Annotated in this window: 12 protein-coding genes and 2 pseudogenes; 10 read left to right on the top strand and 4 right to left on the bottom strand. The window is 33.5% G+C overall.

Annotated elements, in window-relative coordinates; translation table 11 throughout:
* Positions 1-49 precede the first annotated feature (49 nt).
* The 10 genes and pseudogenes from ACLUJM_RS11930 to ACLUJM_RS11885 all read left to right on the top strand — a co-directional run bounded on the left by ACLUJM_RS11930 (position 50) and on the right by ACLUJM_RS11885 (position 6,023).
* Positions 50-835, top strand: a complete 786-nt coding sequence (locus ACLUJM_RS11930) for a sugar phosphate isomerase/epimerase family protein (RefSeq protein ID WP_117445050.1) — start codon at positions 50-52, stop codon at positions 833-835.
* A gap of 1,102 nt (positions 836-1,937) precedes the next feature.
* The gene (locus ACLUJM_RS11925) at positions 1,938-2,729 is read left to right on the top strand and encodes a glycosyltransferase family 2 protein (protein ID WP_117445049.1); all 792 of its coding nucleotides are present in this window, start codon (positions 1,938-1,940) and stop codon (positions 2,727-2,729) included.
* Positions 2,730-2,990: 261 nt separating this feature from the next.
* Positions 2,991-3,452, top strand: coding sequence for an IS200/IS605 family transposase (gene tnpA, locus ACLUJM_RS11920; RefSeq protein ID WP_008816099.1), 462 nt, complete (start codon positions 2,991-2,993; stop codon positions 3,450-3,452).
* 157 nt (positions 3,453-3,609) lie between these two features.
* Positions 3,610-3,813, top strand: coding sequence for a hypothetical protein (locus ACLUJM_RS11915; protein WP_117445048.1), 204 nt, complete (start codon positions 3,610-3,612; stop codon positions 3,811-3,813).
* Positions 3,814-3,868: 55 nt separating this feature from the next.
* The gene (locus ACLUJM_RS11910) at positions 3,869-4,198 is read left to right on the top strand and encodes a hypothetical protein (RefSeq protein ID WP_257322044.1); all 330 of its coding nucleotides are present in this window, start codon (positions 3,869-3,871) and stop codon (positions 4,196-4,198) included.
* Between the two features lie 126 nt (positions 4,199-4,324).
* A pseudogene (locus ACLUJM_RS11905) lies at positions 4,325-4,519 on the top strand (tyrosine-type recombinase/integrase); the annotation flags it as partial.
* Positions 4,520-4,575: 56 nt separating this feature from the next.
* Positions 4,576-4,938, top strand: a pseudogene (locus tag ACLUJM_RS11900) (tyrosine-type recombinase/integrase); the annotation flags it as partial.
* Positions 4,935-5,063 carry a hypothetical protein gene (locus tag ACLUJM_RS11895; protein ID WP_257312977.1) on the top strand — a complete coding sequence of 43 codons (129 nt, stop codon included), beginning with the start codon at positions 4,935-4,937 and terminating at the stop codon, positions 5,061-5,063. The pseudogene ACLUJM_RS11900 and the gene ACLUJM_RS11895, both read left to right, overlap by 4 nt.
* On the top strand, positions 5,060-5,254 hold the full coding sequence (locus ACLUJM_RS11890) for a transposase zinc-binding domain-containing protein (RefSeq protein ID WP_117445045.1): 195 nt from the start codon (positions 5,060-5,062) through the stop codon (positions 5,252-5,254). The genes ACLUJM_RS11895 and ACLUJM_RS11890 overlap by 4 nt, the downstream gene beginning before the upstream one ends.
* Before the next feature lie 70 nt (positions 5,255-5,324).
* Complete coding sequence (locus ACLUJM_RS11885) at positions 5,325-6,023, top strand: transposase (RefSeq protein ID WP_257359553.1); 699 nt, start codon at positions 5,325-5,327, stop codon at positions 6,021-6,023.
* Positions 6,024-6,182: 159 nt separating this feature from the next.
* Here ACLUJM_RS11885 and ACLUJM_RS11880 read toward each other — a convergent pair whose 3' ends face one another.
* From ACLUJM_RS11880 to ACLUJM_RS11865, 4 genes are all read right to left on the bottom strand, one after another.
* Entirely contained in the window at positions 6,183-6,500 is a 318-nt protein-coding gene (locus ACLUJM_RS11880; protein WP_412412894.1) for a hypothetical protein, read from the bottom strand.
* The gene (locus tag ACLUJM_RS11875; RefSeq protein WP_117442116.1) at positions 6,493-7,089 is read right to left on the bottom strand and encodes a sugar transferase; all 597 of its coding nucleotides are present in this window, start codon (positions 7,087-7,089) and stop codon (positions 6,493-6,495) included. The genes ACLUJM_RS11880 and ACLUJM_RS11875 overlap by 8 nt, the downstream gene beginning before the upstream one ends.
* A 6-nt stretch (positions 7,090-7,095) precedes the next feature.
* A complete protein-coding gene (locus ACLUJM_RS11870) occupies positions 7,096-7,491 on the bottom strand; it encodes a MaoC family dehydratase (RefSeq protein ID WP_117442117.1) in 396 nt (131 codons plus the stop codon).
* A partial coding sequence (locus ACLUJM_RS11865; protein WP_412412893.1) for a DegT/DnrJ/EryC1/StrS family aminotransferase occupies positions 7,488-7,704 on the bottom strand: 217 nt, incomplete at its 5' end. The genes ACLUJM_RS11865 and ACLUJM_RS11870, both read right to left, overlap by 4 nt.

Genomic DNA, 7,704 nt, shown 5'->3' with positions numbered 1-7,704 from the left:
TGTTTCATAAAAATTTGTGCTCGCGCATTGCGAGAGAATGGAGGCAAGAATGAAATTATCAATATCAAACATTGCGTGGGATAAAGAATATGATAAAGAAATGTATGAATTTCTGCATCAACTAAAATTCGATGGTATTGAGCTTGCACCAACACGGTTGTTTATTGATCCTTATGATACACCTTTAATCGCTGATAAATTTAAAAGAATGCTATCTGAATCATATTCACTACAAATTTGTTCTATCCAGTCTATATGGTATAACCGAAAAGAAAAGTTGTTTGGATCGGATGAGGAGCGACAAAAGTTAAAAGAATATACAATGAAAGCAATTATTTTTGCTGAACATTTAGGAGCAAATAATATTGTTTTTGGATCACCACGAAATAGAGTCATTTCTAATGCTGATAATTTCAAACAAGCTATTCTCTTCTTTAAAGAACTTGGAAATTATGCATGTAAGCATCATACAGTCTTATCAATAGAGGCAAATCCTAAAATATATAATACAAATTTTATTAACACTACAGAAGAGGCAACTGCATTAGTTAATCTGGTTAATTCTGAAGGATTTAAAGTTAATTTGGATTTAGGAACTATTATCGAAAATAATGAAGATTTACATTCCATAGACTTCAAGCTTGTTAACCATATTCATATTAGCGAACCATATTTAAAAGAAATTGTTTGGTCTGAAATGCATGAGCAGTTAAAGTGCATTCTTAAAAAAGAAGACTATAAAAACTATGTCTCTATAGAAATGGAGAATCTTAAAAATATCAATCTAATCAAGAAAATATTATTACAGTTTAAATGTTTATTTCAAGAGGAGTAGTGTGAAAGAAATAACTAGCTTATGTAAAAAAAATGGACTAAAAAGAGGTGTGAAAATAGCAGTTATAAATTAACAAGGAACTGGTAGTACTGAACTAGGTAATACCTTTGAACAAAAGAAGTTTCGAGGTTTATTTAATAGCGCGTTCCTCTTGCTTGTCTTTTTGAGTACTATATCAATTTTTATAAATCACTAGAATTGAATATTTCACTATTATTAAACATGAAGTAAAATGCAGTAAGAATCATCCTAGAAATTGCAATGATAGCTCATTTTTTACCACGACGTTTTAGGGTTCGGTCGTATTTGACTCTATAGTAAGGGTGTTCTATAACTTTCACAGCAGCATGAACTACTCGGATTAATACCGGTTTGAGGTATACATCAGCATATGTGATACGAACAGATTTTTTCATACCAGCAGATTCAATATTATCGAGAGTAAGACAATTCTAACAACAAATGCGCTTTACATTAGAGGATTGTGATATATCAATCCTCATTTCTGAAATGGTCGTGATTACAAAAGCACGGTCAAAAGCTGATATAGCAGAAAGCAAAGATATCTGTGACTCAAATGGCTGATCCATCTGTCAATAAGAGTATCTGATGCACCAATACAAGGATTGATGTAGTTCATGTGTTCTTTAACAATGCGAATACGTTCTTTCCGTTATTTTTGCGCAATATAGCCATTGAGAGATTAAAGCACAGATTCTTCTTTAAACTACCACGAAGAAACTAGTTTATAGTGTGAGTAGGTAAATTCACGAAGAATACGAATTGGTATAGAAGGAATATAACTATCTGGAACTAAACCAAGTCGAAAAAGGTCACCAATCTATTTGGAGTCTTTAGTGTCATCCTTATTGTCTTTGACCTATTTTGAATTAGCAATTGTGCCGTTTATGGAGTCATTAAGGATATTGAAGACAGGAGCTCAGTACTTACTGGCGGTTTTTATACAAATGTCGTGGCAATTGTAATCATTCTGCTACTGCTTAAAATCACGAATCTGTCCATTGAAGGTAGGGCTGCGTTTTTTTACGTTACTATCATTACTATTTGTGCCGCAAGCTAGAGTGGCGGAATGGAGGTTAATATGAAATATGAAAATATCAAAGGGGTACCAGATTTCTTTTGTTATGAATATAGAAAAAAAGAAAATGATTATTGTGTTTTAATTCCTGTCATCAATGAGGGAAGCCGGATTCATAAAGAACTTAAAAGAGCAAAGAAATTTAATATATCTTCCACTGTAGATATCATAATATGTGATGGAGGATCTACTGATAATAGTATGGAGCAAAGTTTGCTAAAAGAGCTTGAAGTCAATACCCTGTTAGTGAAAAATGATATCGGGAAGCAGGGAGCTCAATTAAGAATGGGAATTTATTATGCGCTTGAAAGAGGATACAAAGGTATCATCACTATAGATGGAAATGACAAAGATTCAATTGAAGACATTCCACGTTTTATCGAGAAATTAAAAGAGGGATACGATTTTATTCAAGGTTCTAGATTTATCAAAGGAGGACGTGCTATCAATACTCCGTTAATTAGATATCTGTCTGTAAGGCTTATTCATGCACCAATCATATCGATAACAGCTAAGCATCATTATACTGATACAACAAATGCTTTCAGAGCATATTCAGCTAATTATCTAAAAGACAAGAGAGTTCAGCCATTAAGAGATATATTTATAACATATGAGTTATTGGCTTATTTGTCTACTAGAGCAACACAGTTAAAATATAATGTATGTGAAATACCTGTAATCCGAGAGTATCCTCGTAAAGAGAAAACTCCAACTAAAATAAGTTTTTTTAAAGGAAATAGTGATTTGTTAAAGATATTATTTAAAAATTTAGTTGGTCGATATAATATATAAACTAAGCCACTAAAATCAGTATATGAACAAAAGAAGGGGTAGATAGTGTTTTTATCCTTAAAATGGTACCTATAGAGAGGACAGTATGTTGACAGTACTGGCGCCTAACTATAGGTGCTTTTTTTGTAACAAGAAAACCACCTGTTATACAGGTGGTTCTAAAAAGCTTAAGCTATAAGAAAAGTAACAAAAAAAAGAAAACCTCCGATATAATGTAAGTGGCTTGGCGGTCACAACAAAATAAAGGAGGTACCATAAAATATGGATACAGAAAGTTTAGCACACACAAAATGGAATTGCAATTATCACATCGTTTTCGCGCCTAAGTATAGAAGGCAAGTAATATATGGAAAATTGAAAAAAGATATAGGAAAAATACTAAGAGATTTATGCGCGCGAAAAGGTGTTGAGATAATTGAGGCGGAATTATGCAATGATCATGTGCACATGTTGGTAAAGATTCCACCCAAAATGAGTATCTCGTCATTTATGGGATATCTGAAGGGAAAGAGCACATTGATGATATTCGAGAGACATGCGAATTTGAAATATAAATACGGGCAACGTAAATTTTGGTGTCGGGGCTACTATGTCGATACAGTGGGAAAAAATAAAAAAGTAATAGAAGAATACATAAGGAATCAAATTTACGAGGACAAAATGTATGATCAAATGAGCATGAAGGAATTTGTAGACCCATTCACAGGTGAAAAAATAAAATAGAGGACCCCTTTAAGGGGTACAAGTAGCAGAGTGCAACCGTCAAGTCTTTCTCACCGTACCTTTAGGTGTAGCAGGGAAAGGAGCCTTATAGGCTCAGAGAAAACTACCAGTTATACTGGTAGTTTTATTCTGTTCAGATACTGACAGGGCTAAAACAATGGCAAAACGATACGTGCAGCAGGAGATGGCGATACTGCAGGCAAATCCGAATGTAAAAGCAGTAAGAGAAAACAGGCACACATTAACTTATGAGTTTCGTCTAAAACTTTGGCAACAATGGAAGAATGGTGAATCTTTGAAAAATGTTTTTACTGAAAACAATTTTGATTTGAAAATGATAGGTAACAACATACATATATAGACTAAAACGGAATCTCAAGCGAGATGGTCAACCATCAGGAGCTGCTAATAAAGTGTTGGGAGATAATCAGTATCAGCACCCAAATACAAATGAAGAGATCAAAATCTCACTGAAAAGTGGGATATTCATAAAGGCAGGCAAAAGAGTCAAAATTCATCCTGATTTCATTGATGAAGCCTATCATACCTATCCTCAAACCAGTATAGAGGATACCCTTATGATGCATGGGGTAGATCCCCGTATGATCGGCTATCAGCGGATATACCACCTGAAAAGACGATTCGATGATATAAGGGGCTATGAAGGAAACGAACACTATGATGCCTCTGCGATAGAGAAATTCAACTATCCACATGTATTCTTGGTATTTATCAAATTCCATTGATTATACCGCCTGCAATGATGTTTTTTCATTGACTGTGTTTCATGCACAAGAGTTTATTGTTCACCTTAAAGGTGTCTACTCCCCTCAATCTTTAAATTCTGTGATTAGTGCTACTTTTATGATGTCATTCTTGAGCGGCCTCTGTCCAGAAGGCAGTTTCCCAATATCATCTATCAACAGAAAGAAATTTACGTATTCTCAGCCAATCAGATTTACGCTCTGCTTGATACCTCGGATGTTAGGCTTCGTGCTTTTATTCTCCTTGGTCTGGGTGCAGGGCTCAGAGTTGGTGAAATCGCCAGACTTAAAATTTCTGATATAGATTCAAAATCACCAATGAAATCATTGTATATTAGAAACTCTGGAATAAATCGAGAAAAGTTCCTATGTCAGATATTCTCCATAAAGCTCTTCAAGAATATTGGAAAGTCTATCGCACTGATCCAAAGGGATATTTTATTGTCGGTAAAAATTCCCAGCAGCATATCAACCAGAATTATATTAATAATCTTTTCAAAAAATATCTTAAGAGTTTTGATTTTTATTCCAATGAAATCCGTTTTCATAATCTAAGAGATACGTATGCCACTCTGATGCTTCGTAATGGCTGCAATGTCTTTACTTTAAAGAGACTACTCGGTCATAACAGTTTTTCATCCACCGCTCGCTATATTAAATGCGATACATCAGATTTAGAAGTGGCTCCCTCTGTATCTCATTCTTTGGAGATAGGTATATGACAAAAATCCAAGAGATTTTTCTAACACTTGATGAAGAAGGAAAAATTGATTCTAAAATCCTGAATAAAAAACAGAGAAAATACTCAAGGATATCAAAGAATGTAAAACAGGCATCTTTGGAATGAATAAGGATGTATGTGAATGTTGTGGTCATACGGAAATACATTATAATTCCTGTAAAAATGTAAACTACCCCAGCTGCCAGGCTTATGATCGTGAGGTATGGATCCACAAGCAAAGCAGATTCACTTTAAATGTGAATTATTTCCTTTACAATTTTATCAGATTTGAATATTCTGGAATTGATCGATCTTAAATTGATATACAATATACTTTTTGAAGCTTCTTCAGAAACGCTGAAGACGTTATATTCGGATAAAAAATATTTGGGAGCCAAGATTGGATTTACCTCTGTTCTGCATACTTGGAGACAGAATGTCGGTCTTCACCCTCATATCCATTGTATTATTCCAGGTGGCGATATGGATTCTCTTGGGCGATGGAAGCCTTCAAAAAAGAAATTTTTCTTGCCTGTTAAAGTGCTCTCAGAGGTATTTCAAGGCAAATATCTTGATCGATTAAAAAAGTCATTTGATACTTTAAAACTAGCTAAAAAGGAGCAACTTCAAGAAATCATAGATATATGTTATGAAAAGCAATGGGTTGTGTATAAAAAAAAGCCACTGAAAAGTGCAAGGCATGTGATAAAATACCTAGGACGTTATACTCATAGAATCGCAATCAGCAATGCACGTATTGTCAAATATGAAGACAACAGAGTGACTTTCAAATTCAAGGACTATAAAGACAATAATAAATTGAAAGATATGACATTGGATGGCACTGAATTTTTTCGACGTTATATGTTTCATGTATTACTAAAAGGTTTTATGAAAATTCGACATTATGGTTTCTTAGGAAACAGTAAGAAAGAGGATCGAATGGCTGCGATACGAACAGCTACAAATACACCAGATCCTGGATCGCTGACTATTATTCCTGAAGAAATCATCTCCGGATTAATAAAAAGAGACGTTACCATCTGCATTGTGTGCAGGCAGAAACGTCACCATCAATTGGAATAACCCTAAATTCCAAAGTTACCAGCCCAACGAAATCATTGGGTAAGGGAACTATATCCAATATACCTTAAAAAAGAATTTTTGAGAAGAGGAAAATTTTATTATTTATATATTTTTCATTTGTGGGGGGTGGAGGATATACTTTTATCCATAATGAGTGAGTTAGTTCAATAAAATTAAAACACCAAGGGCATTCAATTTGGGATACTCCCTATAAACAGTTTCCTGATCGTCAGGTATTGTATCAGATTCATAATCAAATTTATAACTAACTAACGTATCTACAATATAAAACCCATTTTTAATTAAATCATTGCATATCTCTATATCATGACAACATACTTTTACGCTTAGATGATCAAACTTATCTGCTCGTGTTTGCAGACACTGTTTTAGACTATCTCTATCTTTATAAATAATATTCCCCATTTTTTGACTAAAGATTGTGGAGTTAAATTCATCAATTACTATTTTACTCATCTTTATTAATCCCCTTTCTCTTTATAACATTAAAAATTGTTAAAAAAAATATCTTAACATCTAATATAAAACAACAATTATCAACATAGTAATGATCGAGCTTTAGTTTTTCATCCCAACTTATTTCATTTCGACCTTTACATTGTGCATAACCAGTTACTCCAGGTTTGATGCTGAATTTAGTTTGATCTTTTCCTAATTCATCATACAGATAACCTTGTTCCTCCAAATCTGGCCTAGGGCCAATTAAACTCATTTCCCCTTTTAAGACATTGAATATTTGTGGTAATTCATCTAGACTTGATTTACGAATAAAATTACCGATTTTTAAAAGCCTTGGATCATCTATAGAATTATAAGTAGAACCATCGCTATTTCTTATATCAGGCGCGTTGATCTTCATCGACCTTAATTTATACATTTTATATGGTTTTCTGTTTTTACCGAGTCTTGCTCCTTTATAGAATACAGGGCCGCTATCCTCTAGTTTAATGAAACAGCCAATCACGAATGATATGAGACATACAGGAACTACTAATAATAAAGCTAAACCTAAATCCAATATTCGTTTAATATACTTTCTGTACATAATTCGTTATCCTTTATTGGGAAGCAGTACTTTTGCCTCACCTTTTGTTACAATTTGCATTTCTTGATTCTTACATGTCGTATGTAATAAAGCAATATTGTTCGATATTGAAACAACACTCACCTCAGTTGTAATAGTATCGTTTATATACACTGGTTTGATAAACTTCAATGTTTGGCTTAAATAAATCGACCCCTCCCCTGGTAATGTGGTTCCTAAAACAGCAGAGATAAATGAAGCAGAAAGCATTCCATGGGCGACTCTTTTTCTAAAAATACTTTTATTTGCGTAATCCTCATTCAAGTGAAGAGGATTATGGTCACCAGATGCCTGAGCAAACAATATAATTTTATCTTCTGTAACTGTATTTGTAATTACTGCAGAATCGCCTACTTTTATCATAACGTCTCCTTAATACTATCTTCAAATGCCCTGAGAATATAATCAATATCATCCATTACAAGTTTTGTATATAAAGGTAATGTAATTTGATTTTTATATTGATCATAAGCATTTGGATAATTTTCAATATCAAACCCTAAATTTTTATAAGCAGTAAGCATAGGCAATGGTTTATAATGTACATTACATGCTATTCCTTTTTCTGCCATCTTG

The organism is Finegoldia sp. (assembly GCF_046991905.1).
Lineage (GTDB): Bacteria > Bacillota > Clostridia > Tissierellales > Peptoniphilaceae > Finegoldia.
Note: the sequence above shows the minus strand (reverse complement) of the source record. Positions and strands in the feature narration are given on the sequence as shown.

What these genes read in the sequence shown, in the direction of transcription:
- ACLUJM_RS11870 (WP_117442117.1), bottom strand. Translation starts at nt 7,491, where the DNA reads ATGATAAAAGTAGGCGATTCTGCAGTAATTACAAATACAGTTACAGAA.
- ACLUJM_RS11915 (WP_117445048.1), top strand. Translation starts at nt 3,610, where the DNA reads ATGGCAAAACGATACGTGCAGCAGGAGATGGCGATACTGCAGGCAAAT.
- ACLUJM_RS11895 (WP_257312977.1), top strand. Translation starts at nt 4,935, where the DNA reads ATGACAAAAATCCAAGAGATTTTTCTAACACTTGATGAAGAAGGAAAA.
- ACLUJM_RS11875 (WP_117442116.1), bottom strand. Translation starts at nt 7,089, where the DNA reads ATGTACAGAAAGTATATTAAACGAATATTGGATTTAGGTTTAGCTTTA.
- tnpA (WP_008816099.1), top strand. Translation starts at nt 2,991, where the DNA reads ATGGATACAGAAAGTTTAGCACACACAAAATGGAATTGCAATTATCAC.
- ACLUJM_RS11880 (WP_412412894.1), bottom strand. Translation starts at nt 6,500, where the DNA reads ATGAGTAAAATAGTAATTGATGAATTTAACTCCACAATCTTTAGTCAA.
- ACLUJM_RS11890 (WP_117445045.1), top strand. Translation starts at nt 5,060, where the DNA reads ATGAATAAGGATGTATGTGAATGTTGTGGTCATACGGAAATACATTAT.
- ACLUJM_RS11930 (WP_117445050.1), top strand. Translation starts at nt 50, where the DNA reads ATGAAATTATCAATATCAAACATTGCGTGGGATAAAGAATATGATAAA.
- ACLUJM_RS11925 (WP_117445049.1), top strand. Translation starts at nt 1,938, where the DNA reads ATGAAATATGAAAATATCAAAGGGGTACCAGATTTCTTTTGTTATGAA.